Source organism: Pseudomonas fluorescens (assembly GCF_000802965.1).
Lineage (GTDB): Bacteria > Pseudomonadota > Gammaproteobacteria > Pseudomonadales > Pseudomonadaceae > Aquipseudomonas > Aquipseudomonas fluorescens_A.
Genome location: NZ_JSAK01000020.1, coordinates 36646 through 53191 on the forward strand (window position 1 = coordinate 36646; position 16546 = coordinate 53191).

Genomic DNA, 16546 nt, shown 5'->3' on the forward strand with positions numbered 1-16546 from the left:
GAGCTGGCTTGCTGGCGATGAGGCCGGTACATCCGACGCACCTCCATTGACTCGAACATTGCTTTCGCCAGCAAGCCGGCTCCTACAAATGCGTGCTCTGAGAGGGGCGAATTTCGGTCAAATGTTTTGGCCATATCGATCCCCTTTTGGCCTTTCCTGCCGTTCTCCAAAACCATCCGCGACGCAAGACTGTGTGCAACCGAACCCGCCTGCGGAGAACAAGAAAATGCTGACGATCTACTCGGACGATCACCACCTGCACCACGGTCGTTGCGAACTCATCGACGGGCAACTCAAGCCCTGCTTCGAGATGCCATCCCGTGCTGACCACGTGTTGTCACGGGTGCAAAAGCAGAATCTCGGCCCCGTCGAAGCACCGAAGGATTTCGGCCTGGAGCCAATCGCGCGCATCCACAGCCGCGACTACCTCGACTTCTTCAAGGGTGCCTGGGCCCGTTGGACCGAGTTCAACACTGACGGTGACTTGCTGCCTTACACGTGGCCGGCTCGCACCCTGCGTCGCATCAAACCCACCAGCCTGCACGGCGAACTCGGCTATTACAGCTTCGACGGTGGCGCACCGATCACCGCCGGCACCTGGCAAGCGGCGTACAGCGCGGCGCAAGTGGCATTGACCGCCCAAGCGGAAATCCAGCGCGGCGCCCGCAGTGCGTTCGCCCTGTGCCGTCCACCGGGACACCACGCCGCTGGCGACTTGATGGGCGGTTATTGCTACCTCAACAACGCCGCCATCGCCGCCCAGGCCTTCCTCGATCAGGGCCACAAAAAGGTTGCGATCCTCGACGTCGATTACCACCACGGCAACGGCACCCAATCGATTTTCTACGAGCGCAGCGACGTGCTGTTCACCTCGATCCATGGCCACCCGGAAGCCGAGTTTCCGTTCTTCCTCGGCTATGAAGACGAGCTGGGAGAAGGCGCCGGTGAAGGCTTCAACTTCAACTATCCATTGCCTGCCGGCAGCGGCTGGGACACCTGGAGCGCAGCGCTGGAACAAGCCTGCAAAGAGATAGAAAGCTACGGTGCCGACATCGTCGTCGTGTCCCTCGGCGTCGACACCTTCAAGGACGACCCGATCTCGCAATTCAAGCTCGACAGCCCGGATTATCTGGCCATGGGCAAGCGCATCGCCAAGCTCGGCGTGCCGACGCTGTTCGTGATGGAAGGCGGTTACGCGGTCGAAGAAATCGGCATCAATGCCGTGAACGTTCTTGAAGGTTTTGAAAGCGCTCAATGAGGAATTAAATCAATGATCAAGTCCGGCACCTGATTCCACGCCGTCACCAGGACCTGCACTCGCGCAGGTCTTTTTTTGCCCGCAATATTTATTTACCGCCATTGCCGCTCTGCCCGTCACTACCTTGCAAAGGATCGCGCACCGAACCTTCCACGGTGCCTGCTGCCCTCAAAAGGATGTGACCATGACAGATACTTCCAACTCCACTACTGACCCCGGCCTCTCCCGCGATCAGGAGGCCCTGCTGACCCAACTGGTGGCCGGCCCCTCTATCAGGGAAGTCGCCACCCATGCCCTGCAACCGGCCCTGAAAGCGTTGTACCCGCAGCTACAAATCGACCCACGCCTGGCGATGGTAGTAACGCCAACCTGGACCTTCCACGACCAGCGAGTCGTCCCCGGGCCGAGCCACTTCGAATCGCTGACCGACGCGCTGGTTCGCCACGGCGTAGCGGGTACGCCGGTGGTCTACCTCGATGGCGAGCAATACCTGACCCTGCAACCTCAAGACTCAATACCCACGCAATTCCCCGTCAGCATCGACGCCATCGCCAGGCTACTCAACGAGCTCGCGCCTTTACTGTTTGTCGCGTTTCAAGAACAGCAGGTCGAATACTGGAACCAGTTCACCCGCGCCTCGACACCGCGCTGGCAGGGATTGTCCAAGTCCCTGCGCGACCTGTGGGACATCGAGACGAATCCGCAGTGGAGCAACGATCTGTGCGCCATGGCGCGCAACCTGTTCTCCTTCCCGGAGAAAACCACCCGCGCACCTCATGACCGTTTTCGCTCGCGTGCCTGTCTGATTGACCTCGATTGCACGAAGGAAGGTGCCTCGACTCACCTCAACATCCTCGATATGGCGGTACTGATCGGCACCGTCGGCCCGCGCACCCTGATCCTCTGTCACACGATCACCCGTGGTTTCGAGACCTACGACTCAATGCTGGAACTGGGCGAGTCATTGAAGACCTATGTCGATGAGTCGACACCTGGCAACGCCTTGCACTGGCGCCTGATCGAGCCCGAGGGCAATTATTTCGATCATTTGGCGTGCAACCTGATTGCCCTGCAAACCGACTCGATTGGCGCGTTGGCCAATGCCTCGACGCCGAATCCCGACCTGACACCGCACATCAGCCGCACGGACAACGAACTCGACCCGACGGACAGACAGGCGCCTTCGCGGTTCAACCGGGTCGAACAAGCCCTGCCGGACTGGATGGACAACGCTTCACCCAGCGACCTCACCGCCTACAGCCGTCATTTGATGGAGCTGGCGCAAGTGCAAAGCCAGAACGCCGAGAAGTCTTTTCAGGACGGCATCAAACCGATCCGCGAATTTGCCCTGGATAAGTTGCGCGAAGCCATGCTCAAGCAGCATGCCGATGCCGAAAAGTTGAACCTGGCCGAAATTGAAATCGTGGTCGACAGCGTGGTGGTCTGGGGCAGTTTTACCCCGCCGGTGGGGTCTCAGCGCACCATTCTGAGCCTGGTGGATCTGTCGCTGCAAAACCTGATTGCCCTGCCGCTGGGGACCAAGTCCGTACGCAGTTCCAACGCCAATGCGTTGCCGACCTGGATGACAGCGAGTTATCTGGAGGCGTTGATCGTCAGTGTCGACATCGGCAAAACCTACCCGCAGCTGATCAAAAGCAAACTGCTCGACGATCCCCTGGAAAGCCTGCGTCGTCAGAACCTGTTCACCAGCCAACTGCGCGTCGAATTGTCGTTGCTGGCCTTACAACAGAAAATTCGCGCGCAAAGCGGGATCGACGAATTGGGTTACCGCTACGTCGCGGCCGTCGTTCAGGTACTCGACGCCAATCGCCGGGTGGATGGCCAGGAGATTGTCATTCGCCCGCTGGCCTTCAAGCCCGGCTGGCGCGTGGGTAGCTCTACGGACGAAGTGGTCAACATGTTCGTCATCGGACCCCGGCAGATGGATAAGGGGCCGTGTCTGCTCTACCGGCCATTGCTCGACCGGCCGTTGAGCCAATTCCCGACACCGGCCAACCTGGTCTATGCCGTCAAGCATTCCCCAAGCTTGCGCCAGTCGGTACTCGCCTGGCTGCCGGACGACGCACGCGCCAATTACGCCAACTATGTGTTCACCGACGACCGGCCTTCCGTCTGGACGCTCTCACAGCTCCTGGCCGACCCGCTGACCTCCCTGCAAATGAGCGGTGCGCTCTCCTTGGGTTCCGGGGTCATCGCCACGGACTATCTGGCCTCCTTGTTCAAGGCCAACGTAAATGCCATGGTCGAACTGGCGCAGCGACAATCGGTGTCCAATGCGCAGAATCGCTGGGAGACCTTCAAGCACGCAGGATGGACGATTTTCAACGCGGCACTGCCGTTCCTCGGTCGCACGGTCGGAACGGCCGCCTGGATCTGGCAGGTGCTGGATGATCTGCAACAAACTGTGGATGCCGCTGAAGCAGGCGACGGCGAGCAGCAGAAAACCGCGATGACCGATCTGTTGCTGACCCTGGCCATGGTCCTCGCCCACCACGCCAGCACACGCAACTCGACAGCCCGCAGAATCGAGGAAAAAACGTCCAAAACCGTCGCTACCGAGATCAAGGAAGAACCGGCAGCGACCCCGGTGAACATAGTTCAACAGCCAGATGTGGTCGGCGAGCATCCTGCGCAGCACCAAACGTCATTGAAGACCGACACCGCACTGAGCCTCAGCAAAACCCTGGATGGCTTTGCGATCACCCGACCCAGGCAGCTCACTCCACCCACTGGCGAAACCGGCCACTATCGCCACCTCTATCGTCACGAACAGAAAGATTACGCCCCTGTAGGCGAGCGCTGGTTCGAAGTGGCTGTTGAGGAAACCGGTGAAGTTTCGATCATCGACTCAGGACAAGAACCCGTGCGCAGCGGCCCGGCGTTGATCAGCAATCAACAGGGCCAGTGGTTCGTCGACACACGCTTGCGCCTGCGCGGCGGCGGTTTATCGAGTCGCCGCAAGGCTCAGAAACAGCAAAATCTCGAACGCATCGCCGAGCTCAAAAAGCAACTGGCCGAATTCGATAACGAGCGCGAACGGGCGCGCAAAGAGCTGACGGCCGCACATGACGCCATGAAATCCGTCAGCGACGACGCACTGCTCGCCGAGCAAGCCAAGTTTCTGGAGACGCTCGATCGCCGCACCCGGGAGTACGCCGCCCCCATCGATCAGCTGAAATCGCTGAACCTGCTCGATACCGTTCCCCATTACCGAACCGCCATGGCCGAAATGCTCGGTACTCAGCTTTTTTTTAACCAGACCTGGCTTGATCAGCGCGATCCAACCTTCACTCAGACCCTGAAAGAAACCCTGGTATTGCTTGCAGCGGAAGAAACTGCCGGAGGTGCCGGCGACCGCGCGACCTACCAAAAAATGTTCGATCTGGCCGAAAGCATGATTGGCAAAATCGAGTTTGCTCAATCGCGTTTCCAGGAATTGACCCGACTGGGCAAAAGTGCCGCGCAAATCGCCAACACCTACCGCGCCAAATTGCCGGTTTTCGGCCTCAACGATCTCAAGGCGCTTCAGGTCTCCCTGGCCCGTGATGTCTGCCTGAAAGAAGGAAACACCGCAGCGCTGAACCTGGCCCAGAGTGAATTCGTACACCTGCTCGACACGACCAATCTGGTGATCCAGACCTCGCAGGAACTGATGCTGGATGAGGGCCGCCTGATCGCCAGCGAACATATCGAAGGCCTCAGTGGCATGCTCGAACAGTTTGCCGCCATCGACCAGTCATTCGAAGATTTCGGCCTCAGCCACAAAGATGTGGTACTTGAGCAACCGCTCAAACACATACGTAGCCGCGTCAGCGAATTCCAACAGGAAACCGAAAAACACTTGGCGCAGTTGCTGCTTGAGCAACGGCCAGTGGAACCCCGGCCCGGTCCCTCAAGGCCCGCGCCGCCATCGCGTAAACGGGTGATCAAAACCCGCTTCAGGGGCACGGTCGTTGGCGAAGTACGTCCATCGGCTCCCGGGCAACCGATACTGCTGGACGTGAAAGCGCCCATGACCGGCAACGTGATCGCCACTTTTCACGAGAAAACACCCGGGGTCTGGGTTGAGCGAATCCAACCCAGACGCCGCCGCCCGACGACACAATTACCCGACCTCAACACGCAAATCGCTCAAGGCCAGACGCTGCTCGATGGTGTGGAAAACTTCATTCATCAAACCGAGGCGAGTGCGAAAAAACCTGGCCGTATCCCGGTGGAAATCGAAGAACTGTTCCAACAGAAAGCCGACCAGCTCGACGAAAACGCCAGGAACCTGGAGCAAGCCCGGCTCCGTGCGAACACCACCGATGAGCCTCCGGCCGTGATCGCGGAACTGAACGAGGCACGTGACCGGCTGTACACCGAGGGCTACCGGGTACGGGTCGAGATGATCAAACAACAACCGCCCACCGCAGCCCGTATCGAATGGCTACTAAGCAAAGATGAAATCGACATTGTGTCTGCCGGTGATCGACGTCGCCTCAAGGGCCCGCGTCGGGGTTACTTGCAGGAGTACGAAATTCGCGAGCGTCGTACTCAACAGACGTTGTGGTATGCGCATTTCCATTACGCCACCCAGGATGCACCGGTCGACGCGTTCACGGCAGCCCATTTGAAACTGCAGGATCAACGGCGGTTAGCCGGCGCATTCGACCTGCGTTCGGCGACCTCCAACCCACAAGTAATCGCCATCTATCGCAGCGAGATCAGCCCGCAACTGGCGCGCTCCCTGTTCTTTGCATAAGCCCGGACGTCAAAAAGGAAAATGACGATGACTGAACCATCAGAGAACTCCGAAACCCACGCATTGCTGGAAAAAAGCCAGATCATCCATCAGACCAGTCGTGGTCCAACGGTCGATGAAGTGGCCGCCGAAATGCTGCGCCAGGCACTGAAAGTGCTGTATCCAGATCGGTATATCGACCCCGACCAAACCATGATCGGCACACCTCGATGGCTACTGCTCGACGGTGAACTCGTGGCCATGCCTGCCCAGTTTGAATCGCTGTCCCATGCGCTGGTACGACAACTCTTCAGCTCTTCCAGTGCCAACTTTCTGGAAGGTGAACACTTCCTGACATTCAACCCCCAAGCCTCGCCAGTGGTGCATCTGGACATCGACATCGAAGCCATTGCCAAGATGCTCAATGACTACTCGCCCTTGCTGTTCGTGGCCTTCGGGGAACGACAACTGGGCTATTGGAACAGCACCCGGCATCAGGTGCCGCATTGGCAGGAACTGTCCGCAGCCTTGCGCAAAACCCTTGATGTGCAAAACGTCGAGGGTTGGGATGCGGACCAATGTCTGGTGGCCCGGGCTATCTCGCTTCATCCCGACAAACAGGCGCGGCAAACCCATGACCCTTCGCTCTCGGCTATCCAGGTCTGCTTGATTGATATTGATTCCGTCGATGCCCAAGGCCAAACCCGACACTTGGTTATGGGGGGAGCCGCGGTGGTCATCGGCCGCTACAAACAGCGTGACCTGGTAATGATGTACACAGTGGAAAAAGGCTATGAATCGTTCGCTTCCCTGACGCAATTGGGCGCTTCATTACCAGAGCGAGTTGAAACGCCACCGGCCGGCCAGAACCTGCAATGGCAGCTGTTCGAGCCTGAGGGTAATTTTTTCGATCACATGGCGTGGGCCCTGATTGCCAGTCAGCTCGACGCAATTAGGTTGATCACACACGAAGGCCTCGCCGTCGAAACGGATGACGGCATCAGCTCCACGCCCTTGGTCGAACATGCCAGTGACGCAGATAAAAACGTGCTCACTGGCCTTGATGATTCAATACCCGACTGGCTGTTTGGTGCTTCGGCTGCAGATCTGGATCAGTACAGCCAGTCCATTAATGCATTGGGCATGCTGTACAAGCAGACCGATAAAAAACTGTTCCGCATTCTGCCCATTACTACCTATGCCCAGAACCGCATGCGCGAAGCGATCAATGCCGATAAGGCATCTGCCGCCGATATGCCCCTGGACAGTCTGCAAATCACCATCACCAACAGCTTCGAATCCGGTGGTTTGACGCTGCCCAATCCGCACGACATCCATACCGAATCCCTGGGCGAATACGCCTTGCAAAATTCCGCGCCTTATCTGGCCACCCTTGAATTCAACCCAACACACCCGGTCCCGGATTGGCTGGACGTGGCGTACCTGACGAAAATGGCGAGCAAAGTCGACATCGGTGAGGGCTATCCCAAACTGATCAAGGACAAGCTGATCGATGATCCGGTACAGGCACCCTTGCAGAAGCATTTTTACATCAGCCAATTGCGCGCCCTGCTGCCGCTGATTGCGCTGGAATGCAAGATCCGCCGCATCGGCGGTTTTGATGAGCTGGGTTATCGCTACATCCGCGAATGGCTCAAGCCGACACCCGCTCACCTGCAACCCGTGGTCATCCGCCCCCTGACTTTCGTCCATTCCGGGTCAACCGATGGCGACACCGTTGCCAACATGTTCATCATCGCTCCGCGTCAGCCAGAAGCCGGGCCGTGCCTGCTGTATCGCCCGTTGCTCGACCAGCCGTTGCTGCAATTTCCTTCACCGCAAAACCTGCTGTATGCCTTGCATCAGCCCGGCGAACTGCGGGACTCGGTACTGGCATGGCTGCCCGACTCGGCCACCCGGTTCAAATACGCCCAATACACCTTTCCCGTCGGTCTGCCCAGTCTGTGGCTGGGCGCGCATCTGCTCTCCGAACCCTGGACATCCGTGGACTGGGCCGGCCCGGTCGAACTCTCATCCACTGAACTGGCCGGCGACGTTTTCCCGGTGCTGTTCAAGACCCATGCACTGGCCATGGCCGAACTCGCCGACCGGCAGTCCCAGTCCGACGCTGAACGACGCTGGGCCTTGCTGCGTGACAGCGGCTGGGCAGTGTTTAACTCCGCCGCGAACTTTCTCTGCGGCCAGGCCGGGGCGGCGGTTTGGGTCTGGCAAAGCATCAGTGAAATCGAGGAAGTACTCGACGCCCACAAACGCGGTGATGCTCACGCTCAATGGAGCACCGTCGCCGATATGCTGCTGAATCTGGGCATGATCCTGGCCCATCACGCGGCCACCCGACGCCAGACCGGGGATCGAACGTCGATACGGCTTGAAGACGAAAGGCTGCCGGTGGCCGAAGTGACTCCATCGGTGACGCCTGCGAAGCCAACAGTGACGCAACTCACGGCGACGTTGACCGGGGAACTTCCGTCCAGCCATTACTCCTCGCTTGAGGTCAACGGCTCAGTGCCCCATCGATCCAACACGGCATTGGCAACTTATTTGAACACACTGACAGTCACGGCTCCCGATCTCACGTCTACGGACCTGGAAACCCTGCTGCGCGACAAAGCCACCCTGTATCGCCTCGACACAAAGACCTACGCACAGGTCGGTGAGCGCTGGTTCCGCGTCATGGAAAACGATGACGAGCAGGTACAAATCGTTTACCCGAAAACGCCCTCGAAGACCGGTCCGTTATTGATTCACAATCAGCAAGGCCACTGGTTCGTCGACACTCGATTGCGCCTGCGCGGTGGTGCGGGTGGCACCAGCCTGCAAAGTCAGCTCAAGGCACAGCGCAAGGAGAAAGAAAATCAAAGGAAAGAGCTGCGCACAGCGCTGGACACGTTCAAAAGTCAGGAAGCGACCGGCAATGCGGCGTTGGACAAGGTCCACAAGGAGATGTTGGCAGCCACCGGGCAAGCGCACGAGGAAGCGACACACAATTACCTCGTCCAGGTAGAACAACTGATCGGCGATTACGACGACGCCCTGAAAAAGCTCGGGCAATGGCGTCTCAAGGGCGGCAGTGACGGCTACTTCGCTGATCTGCAGCGCATGACGACTTTGCTGCAAAAAAATCTCAGCCTGTGGTTTGTCCTCAAACGCAACGCCTACTCAACGCTCACCGGTAAGCTCGCCAAGGACAATGTCATTGATTCAGCCGCTTCCCTGCAGTCACACATCAAGGAGGTCAAGCAGACATTGGCATTAAGCCGGGACATCATCGCTCGGTTGAACCTGTCGCAGACATCCCTGGAAACCCTCGACGCCATCGGCAGCGCGGGCATGACCACTGCACAACGCCTGCGAGATCTGCTTCCAACGTTTACTCAGTGGGACTTCAAGTCCAATGAAATCGGCTTGTCCCATGAGCTGTGCATGCGTGAGGCGGCCACTGAGCCGGCTCGCGAAGCGGTCGGTTTGTTGATTATCGAGGCCGCAACTGCCAGCCATCGGCATGCAGCGTTAAACAGAACCCCGGAGAGCGGCGAGACCACCACTTGGCGCATCGATCGTCTGAGCAGGCTGATCGATGTCTACATCGATGCCGATCAGCGTTTTGCAGACCTTCCCGGTGAGTACCCCGGCATGGTGGAACCGACCGAGCTGGCACGGGTCAGCAGCTTGATCGGCGAGTTCAGGCAACTGGCTCAGGAGCAACTGAGTGCGCTGCTGCCCGAGGGTGCTGCAAGCGTCGCACCGGTCGAGCCCAAACCCGCTGTCGCAGGCCCCTCACGGCCCGTTGGCAAAGTCACCAAGAGCCGCCCCCGTGACCCTGCACCCGCTAAACCCTCGACATCCAGCGAGCCGCCACTCGAGGAATTCCTTCCTGCCAGGCCAAAGCCCTCGCCAGTAGCACACTTGGACGACATCGATATCATTGCCGATGCCCTGACCCAGAACGAGGATGTACAGAGTTTCATTGATCGAACCCGCCGTGATGCCTTCAGGCCCAATCGTATTCCGGCAGACATACAGGACTTGTTCGATAATCAGGCTCGACGCCTGGAACAAGCTGCGATCAATGTCGACCAGGCCTTGGCTCGCATAATTGCGACGGGCGGAACGCGGCTCCCTGTGGGCGACCTAAGCTCGGAACTGCGGGACGCCGCCATCCGGCTACGCGATCAAGGCATCAATATCCGCGCCAGCCTGCTCAAGGACCGGCAGCCTCGACAGGCGTATTTGCAGTGGCTGCTGGACAACAACCAGGTCCGTGTCGTGAGAAACGCAAAAGGCCGGATCAAGACCAAAAAACGCCAGGACTACTTTCAGGAGTATCAGGTGCTCGACACCACGAGCCGAGACCGGCCTTTGTGGCTCGCGCATTTTCACTACGACTCGCCTGAAGCCCCGCCGGAGCAGTTCACGGCTGCGCACTTGAAAATCGCCGATGAGCAATTTATGCAACTCACCGCTGAACGTCGTCAGGCACTGACGACCCTGTCACCGCTCGACTATGTACTGCGCCGGATTGGCGACCCGAGTCTGTTTTTGAAACTCGAAACACAACGCTGATACAGGTACACGGGCGGACTGATAATCCGCCCGCTTCAGCCAACACGCCACACCGCCCGCAATCGCTCCAACGCCGCCTCGATCGCCTTTTCGGGAACGGCGGCGAAGCCCAGCACCAGCCCGGCGCGTTGATCGTTCGGCGTAGTGGATTCCGGTAGCCAGTAGCTGCTCAAACCGTTGATCTCGACATCGACGCTGTTCGCCCGCTCGATCAACTCATGCTCACGCGCCACGCTCTCGACCGGCACGGTCATGTGCAGCCCGGAGGCGACCGTGGGTAATTGGCCAACGCCCGGGATATCCAGTGGCCAACCATTCATCACCGTATTACGCCGACTCAGCGCCGCACGCCGCATGCGACGAATATGCCGCTGGAAATGCCCGGTAGCCATGAACTCGGCCATCACCGCCTGGGTGCTGACTTCGGAATGGCGCACATCCACGGCACGACGTTGGGAAAACGCGTCCACCAGACCCATCGGCAACACCAGATATCCCAGGCGCAATGCCGGGAACGCGACTTTGCCGAAGGTGCCGACGTACAGCACCCGACCCTGGCGATCGAGTGCCGCCAATGGCGCCAGCGGTGCACCGCTGTAACGGTACTCGCCATCGTAATCATCCTCGACGATCCAGCCTTGGGTGCGCTCGGCCCAGGCCAGCAACTCCAGACGTCGAGCGAGACTCATCACTACCCCTGTCGGGTACTGATGGGACGGCGTGACATAGGTCAGACGGCAATCACTGAGTTTCGCCAGCTCGCCGCAGTCGATGCCTTCGCTATCAACAGATACCCCGTGCAAACGCGCCCCTGCGACAGCGAACGCATGACCCGCTGCGCGATAGCCCGGATTCTCGATCGCTACCCCATCCCCCGGCTCCACCAGCAACTGTGCACAAAGGCTAATCCCCTGCTGCGCGCCACTGGTGATCACTATTTGCTCAGCCGTGCACTGCATGCCCCGAGAACTGCGCAAGTACGCTGCAATCATCCCGCGCAAGCGCGGGTCGCCGGCCGGGTCGCCGTAACACAGCTGCTGCAAATCCGGTTTGCGCCAGAAAGCCGCATTCAGCTTGGCCCAGACCTCGAAGGGAAACAGATCGAACGCTGGAACGCCGACCCGAAACGCCCGTGGCGGGCCACTTGGAGGAGTCGGTAAATGGTTCTTTTCTACCCGCCCCAACGCGCCGCTGTGGATAACTTTACTGGATGAAACCACAGGTAAATCCAGCCAATTTGTGGATAAAGCTGTGGGTAAGCCTGTTGACAACCCTGTGGATACTTTTGTGGATAATTTTTTTACCGGCAAGGCGCTTTGCGGCAGCTGGGCAACATATGTCCCGTCGCCGACCCGTCCCTCGATGAAGCCTTCAGCGTAGAGCTGGTCGTAGGCCCGAACCACGCTGTTGCGGGAAATCGCCAAGGCCGCTGCCAGATCACGGCTGGCCGGCAAACGTGTACCACTGGCCAGTCGACCATCCAGCACCCGCACCCGCAACGCCTGATAGAGCTGACGACTGAGCCCCTGGCGGCGGTCGAGCTCGATGCCCGCCGGGTTGAACGATAACGACAGTGGTTCGCTGGTCATGGCAATGGACCTATGAAATTGGTCATTAATGGCTCTTACAACAGACCAATAGCCTGCCTAGGATGCAGTCATTCGCCAAGGAAAATATCTCCATGTACACGCCACGTGCTTTCGCCATCGACGAGTTGTCCCAACTGCATGAACTGATTCTCGCCAGCCGACTCGCCATCCTGGTGACCCACGGCGAAAGCGGCCTGCAAGCCAGTCACGTACCGGTGCTGCTGCATTGCGAACAAGGCTCGAACGGCACGTTGTACGGGCATCTGGCCAAAGCCAATCCACAGTGGAAAGACCTGCGCGACGGCGCCGAAGCCCTGCTGATTTTTGCCGGCCCCGACGCCTACGTCAGCCCTGGCTTCTACCCGAGCAAGGCCGAACACGGCAAGGTCGTGCCAACCTGGAACTACGTCGCCGTACACGCCTATGGCCGCGCCGAAACCTTCAGCGATGGCGGGCGGCTGCTCGACATCGTCAGCACCCTCACCGACCGTCATGAAGCGGGCCGCGCCCAACCGTGGTCAGTGGCCGATGCCCCCGCCGATTACATTGACGGCATGCTCAAGGCCATCGTCGGTTTCGCCATTCCCATCGACCGTCTGGAGGGCAAGCGCAAGCTCAGTCAGAACCGCAGCGCCGCGGACATCGCCGGCGTGCGCAAAGGGCTGGCCGCCAGCCCCGACGTCAATGACCAAACCCTCGCCCAATTGATGCCCAATTGATGCCCAAGGAATGACCATGAGTCAGATCGAGATTCGCCAGGTCACTGCCGACGACCACGCCGCGTGGCGACCGCTGTGGCAAGCCTACCTGCGCTTTTACAACACTGAACTACCGGACGCCGTCAGCCAAAGCACCTGGCAACGCCTGCTCGACCCGAACGAACCGACCCACGCGGCGCTGGCCTGGGCCGATGGCAATGCGGTGGGCATGGTGCATTTCATCTACCATCGTTCGAACTGGAGCATCGAAAACTCCTGCTACCTGCAAGACCTGCTGGTAGCCCCGGAAACACGCGGCACCGGTGTTGGTCGCCAGTTGATCGAATTCGTCTACGCCACGGCCAAGGCCGATGGTTGCTGCAAGGTTCACTGGTTGACCCACGAAACCAACGCCACCGCGATCCAGCTCTACGAGCGCATCGCCGAACGCCCCGGTTTCATCCAGTTTCGCAAAGCCATTTAAGGTTCAAGGAGAACAGCATGTCGACTTCACTCGCGGACTGGAAAGGCGTCCCGGCCCCCTCGGTGCAAACAATCGAAGGGCGTTTCATCCGCCTGGAAAAACTCGACCCGGCGCGCCATGGCGACGGCTTGTGGAATGCCCTGCAAGGCCCTGGCGCCGACCCAAAACTCTGGGACTATTTGCCTTACGGTCCCTTCCCGGAACGAAGCGCTTTCGATAACTGGCTCAACAACCACGCGGCCAATAGCGATCCGTATTTCTTCAGCGTCATTGATCGCGTCAGCGGCGACGTGCAAGGCATCCTCAGCCTGATGTCGATCGTCCCGGCCCAGGGCCGCATCGAAATTGGCCACGTCACCTTCGGCGCACCGATGCAGCGCTCACCGAAAAGCACCGAAGCGGTTTACCTGCTGGCCAAAGAATCGTTCAACCTCGGTTACCGACGCCTGGAGTGGAAATGCAACAACGGCAACGCCCGTTCCAAGTACGCCGCCGAGCGCTTGGGGTTCAGCTTTGAAGGGGTGTTTCGCCAACACATGGTGGTCAAGGGCCAGAACCGTGACACCGCGTGGTACTCGATACTGGACTCGGAGTGGCCGGCGATTGGGGCGGGGTTCGAGCGTTGGTTGAGCGATGAGAATCAGACGGGGTCGGGACAGGTGAAAACGTTGGCGGAGTGTCGTGGCTAAAGCCTTGAAACCACCGGATGCACAGTTTATTCAAGTTGTGATAGACGGCCGCCTCCCGATTTGTTGTAAGAAAAAACATCAGCACGAAGGGATAGAAACTGTCTTCTTCGAGCATTCGGATTTTTTCCACACGACTATCTGACACACCCCTCAACGCTGCCGGAAGCAGCTGACATCGGCACCCATACCCGTCCTTTTAGAGTTTGGCCTCCTGCTAAAAGAGGCCAGACTCGATGCCCGCTCAACACAAATACCGACCGAAACACCTTGCCTTGGCGATTGCCTTAGCCTTGGGATACGTAGAAATCGCTCAGGCACAACAGCCGCCCATCCAAGCCGCGACTGAAGAAAAAATCACCAAGCCGCGCAAAAAAAAACCCAAGCCGGTAGCGAACGATGACGATATTTTCGCCATCAAGGTATTCATCGGACCACTTGAACATTCGGCTCCGTTCAACGCGCCACCGGGCGAGGAGCAGCCTCCTCAGTTACTCACGACCAAACCCAATCCCTTCGCAGCCGAGCTTGAGGAAGTGTCCCAGGCGTTCGCTGAATTTTTCACCGAGCCCGTACCGTCTGAAACGGTAGCGCCCCCGGTAAAACAGGACTCTTCCGAGGATGTCCGTGACACGCTCGTTTCAACGCCAATGGAAACCACTGAAGGGCTCTCCCTGAAACGGGGTGAGGTGGACGATCCGGTAGTGATAAACGAAGGCGCTCAATGGGATGGGCCGATAGACGACGGCGGCGGCAAAAACAACTTGCTGCTGGACGCTTTGGAAGGAGGCGAGATTGGCGAAACCAGGAATTTTAAACGCGCTCGCATCGCCCGAGGTAATTGGACACTGCACCATGATTTCGCGGGTCACGCCGAGGTCAAGGCTGGAGCGAGCCTTTTGAATAACGGCTCGATCAAGGGCGATGCCGTCATCGATGCGAATGCGGTCTATAGCGGCCATGGCAGCGTGAACAACCTGCATGTGGACGGTGCGCTGGTGGTCAGCCCGGTACTCGGCTCCCCCATTATCAAGGGCAACCTGACGCTTTCACCCGGGGCGACTTTTTCCTATGGAATGACAGTCGACGAAAACTCCAAACCCGTCATTGTCAGCGGCACTGCCACCTTGGCAGGTGCGGGTTTTCATGTTTCAGCCATCCAGGGCGAATACGCCGACAGTACCGAGAGCGCGGTTTTGACTGCCGCGAAAATTGAGGGCGAATTCGCAGAGCCCAGCAGCAGCCTTGCCTACATGACACCGACGTTGTCGCGTACCGATACCACAGTGACACTTACTTTTGAGCGCAACGACTTGCCTGTGCGCGAGGTAGCCACTTCCACCAACGGCCAAGCCTTGGCAGACAGCGTGGATACCGCGAAAGCGGCCACTGACAACCCCGCCGTCCGCGCACTGGTGCATAGCAATAAAGAAACCGCCCCACACGCCATCGAACAATTGGCCGCCAGTAACAATGCCAATCTGGCTAAAGCTACTTTCAGCAGCGTCAGCCCAGTGAGCACGAGCATGCTCTCGGCCATGCGCCAGTTGGAAAATCGCAGCATTTTACTCCAAAGGTCCGACCAGGCGCCCCGCGTGGCCAGCAGTGACGACAACGGTCGAGTGTGGCTTCAGGCGCTAGGCCATGGAGGCAAAGTCGATCGTGACTTCGACAGCACCCTGAAACATGCCACCCAAGGCCTGGTACTGGGCGCTGATTGGCGCGTCGACGAGCACTGGCATGTGGGGCTGATCGGCGGCAAATCGCAAACGCGATTTGATGCCCGGCAGTTCGATGGCGATCTCGACAGCTGGCACCTGGGCGCTTATGCGGTTCGACAAGACGGACCGGTTGCCCTGCGCTTGGGCGCCTCCTACGCCAGCCATGACGGCAGCAGCAACCGCCAGGTGGCTTTCAATCGATTCAGTGACAGGCCAAAAGGTCGTTACGACGCTAACACCCAACAAGCCTTCGCCGAGGTCGGTTACAACCTGGGGCGCGCCAACGTCAGCATCGAACCGTTTGCCGGTCTCGGATATCAGCGTTACCAGCGAGACAGCTACACCGAAAAAGGCGGCGCCGCCTCGTTGAAAGTCTACGGCGAGACCCTGGACTACATGAGCAGCACATTCGGCCTACGCCTGGCGAAGAAAAACACGCTGGATAACGGCATGCATCTGACGCCGCGCTTGAGCGCGAGCGTGAAGCACATCTACGGTGAACTCAACAGCGAAACGCGCCAGCAATTGGTCGTGGGTGGCCAAAGCTTCGAAGTCGAAGGCGCAGCAATGGATCGCAACAGCCTGACGCTCGCTGCCGGTCTCAATCTCAGCCTGTCAGCCCGCCATACCCTGAGCGCTGGCATCAACGCCGAGTTCGGCACCGACAGTCGCAATCATGGTGTGATAGGTCAGTGGCGGCTGGCGTTTTGAACAACCGACTCTGCTCTCACTGGCTGCAATGCCTGCTCGCAATTGCGCAGTGACATTCAGCATTCTTTTCG

The 16546-nt window shown here is 58.9% G+C and carries 9 protein-coding genes; 7 read left to right on the forward strand and 2 right to left on the reverse strand.

Annotation, left to right across the window (positions count from 1 at the left end):
- The first annotated feature begins 226 nt into the window (after positions 1-226).
- The 3 genes from NL64_RS17595 to NL64_RS17605 all read left to right on the forward strand — a co-directional run bounded on the left by NL64_RS17595 (position 227) and on the right by NL64_RS17605 (position 10586).
- The gene (locus NL64_RS17595; protein WP_034149349.1) at positions 227-1258 is read left to right on the forward strand and encodes a histone deacetylase family protein; all 1032 of its coding nucleotides are present in this window, start codon (positions 227-229) and stop codon (positions 1256-1258) included.
- Positions 1259-1442: 184 nt separating this feature from the next.
- Positions 1443-6023: a DUF6543 domain-containing protein gene (locus NL64_RS17600; RefSeq protein WP_052321263.1), complete on the forward strand. Its 4581-nt coding sequence runs from the start codon at positions 1443-1445 to the stop codon at positions 6021-6023.
- A gap of 27 nt (positions 6024-6050) precedes the next feature.
- Positions 6051-10586, forward strand: a complete 4536-nt coding sequence (locus NL64_RS17605) for a dermonecrotic toxin domain-containing protein (protein ID WP_034149350.1) — start codon at positions 6051-6053, stop codon at positions 10584-10586.
- Between the two features lie 35 nt (positions 10587-10621).
- On the opposite strand, the gene NL64_RS17610 is transcribed toward NL64_RS17605, so the two are convergent.
- A complete protein-coding gene (locus NL64_RS17610; protein WP_034149351.1) occupies positions 10622-12175 on the reverse strand; it encodes a PLP-dependent aminotransferase family protein in 1554 nt (517 codons plus the stop codon).
- Between the two features lie 92 nt (positions 12176-12267).
- On the opposite strand from NL64_RS17610, the gene NL64_RS17615 reads away from it, so the two are divergent.
- Genes NL64_RS17615 through NL64_RS17625 form a run of 3 tightly spaced genes read left to right on the forward strand, consistent with a single transcriptional unit; the run spans position 12268 to position 14046 of the window.
- Positions 12268-12894 (forward strand): FMN-binding negative transcriptional regulator, encoded by a 627-nt coding sequence (locus tag NL64_RS17615; protein WP_034149352.1) that lies wholly within the window; start codon positions 12268-12270, stop codon positions 12892-12894.
- Between the two features lie 16 nt (positions 12895-12910).
- The gene (locus NL64_RS17620) at positions 12911-13357 is read left to right on the forward strand and encodes a GNAT family N-acetyltransferase (RefSeq protein ID WP_034149353.1); all 447 of its coding nucleotides are present in this window, start codon (positions 12911-12913) and stop codon (positions 13355-13357) included.
- Positions 13358-13374: 17 nt separating this feature from the next.
- On the forward strand, positions 13375-14046 hold the full coding sequence (locus NL64_RS17625; protein WP_034149354.1) for a GNAT family N-acetyltransferase: 672 nt from the start codon (positions 13375-13377) through the stop codon (positions 14044-14046).
- A gap of 638 nt (positions 14047-14684) precedes the next feature.
- Here NL64_RS17625 and NL64_RS30375 read toward each other — a convergent pair.
- On the reverse strand, positions 14685-14915 hold the full coding sequence (locus tag NL64_RS30375) for a hypothetical protein (protein ID WP_172668682.1): 231 nt from the start codon (positions 14913-14915) through the stop codon (positions 14685-14687).
- Between the two features lie 27 nt (positions 14916-14942).
- Here NL64_RS30375 and NL64_RS17630 point away from each other — a divergent pair, with 27 nt between their 5' ends.
- The gene (locus tag NL64_RS17630; protein WP_172668683.1) at positions 14943-16475 is read left to right on the forward strand and encodes an autotransporter outer membrane beta-barrel domain-containing protein; all 1533 of its coding nucleotides are present in this window, start codon (positions 14943-14945) and stop codon (positions 16473-16475) included.
- Positions 16476-16546 lie beyond the last annotated feature (71 nt).

What these genes read in the sequence shown, in the direction of transcription:
- NL64_RS17610 (WP_034149351.1), bottom strand. Translation starts at nt 12,175, where the DNA reads ATGACCAGCGAACCACTGTCGTTATCGTTCAACCCGGCGGGCATCGAG.
- NL64_RS17625 (WP_034149354.1), top strand. Translation starts at nt 13,375, where the DNA reads ATGTCGACTTCACTCGCGGACTGGAAAGGCGTCCCGGCCCCCTCGGTG.
- NL64_RS17620 (WP_034149353.1), top strand. Translation starts at nt 12,911, where the DNA reads ATGAGTCAGATCGAGATTCGCCAGGTCACTGCCGACGACCACGCCGCG.
- NL64_RS17600 (WP_052321263.1), top strand. Translation starts at nt 1,443, where the DNA reads ATGACAGATACTTCCAACTCCACTACTGACCCCGGCCTCTCCCGCGAT.
- NL64_RS17615 (WP_034149352.1), top strand. Translation starts at nt 12,268, where the DNA reads ATGTACACGCCACGTGCTTTCGCCATCGACGAGTTGTCCCAACTGCAT.
- NL64_RS17605 (WP_034149350.1), top strand. Translation starts at nt 6,051, where the DNA reads ATGACTGAACCATCAGAGAACTCCGAAACCCACGCATTGCTGGAAAAA.
- NL64_RS17595 (WP_034149349.1), top strand. Translation starts at nt 227, where the DNA reads ATGCTGACGATCTACTCGGACGATCACCACCTGCACCACGGTCGTTGC.